This window comes from Rhodococcus sp. 105337 (genome assembly GCF_012844225.1).
GTDB lineage: Bacteria > Actinomycetota > Actinomycetes > Mycobacteriales > Mycobacteriaceae > Rhodococcus.
Map to the genome: position 1 here is coordinate 1 of NZ_JABAGQ010000033.1, position 779 is coordinate 779.

1 rRNA gene is annotated in these 779 nt (G+C 53.3%); it reads left to right on the forward strand.

Annotation, left to right across the window (positions count from 1 at the left end):
• Positions 1-151 precede the first annotated feature (151 nt).
• Positions 152-779 (forward strand): 23S ribosomal RNA (locus tag HF886_RS20850); the annotation flags it as partial.

Sequence of the window (779 nt, forward strand, 5' to 3'; positions counted from 1 at the left end):
GGTTATATCGGTGCACTGTTGGGTCCTGAGAGAACACGCGAGTGTTTTGTCAGCGACGATGATCTGCGAAAGTTCTCCGCCTGTGGGTGGGTTCCGGTAGGGGTTGTTGTGTGTTGTTTGAGAACTGCACAGTGGACGCGAGCATCTTTGTTAGTAAGTGTTTATGAGCGTACGGTGGATGTCTTGGCACCAGGAGCCGATGAAGGACGTGGGAGGCTGCGATATGCCTCGGGGAGCTGTCAACCGAGCTGTGATCCGAGGATTTCCGAATGGGGAAACCCAGCACGAGTGATGTCGTGTTACCCGCATCTGAATATATAGGGTGTGTGGAGGGAACGTGGGGAAGTGAAACATCTCAGTACCCACAGGAAGAGAAAACAACATGTGATTCCGTGAGTAGTGGCGAGCGAAAGCGGAAGAGGCTAAACCGTGTACATGTGATACCTGGCAGGGGTTGTGTATGCGGGGTTGTGGGGTTCATTGTGTCGGCGCTGCTGAGCCGGCCAACAGTAAGAAATCATCGTGTTAGTCGAAGTGGTCTGGAACGGCCTGTCGTAGAGGGTGAGAGTCCCGTAGACGAAAACATGGTGACTGTTGATGTGAATACCCAAGTAGCACCGGGCCCGTGAAATCTGGTGTGAATCTGTCGGGACCACCCGATAAGCCTGAATACTCCCTGGTGACCGATAGCGGACAAGTACCGTGAGGGAAAGATGAAAAGTACCCCGGGAGGGGAGTGAAATAGTACCTGAAACCGTGCGCTTACAATCCGTCAGAGC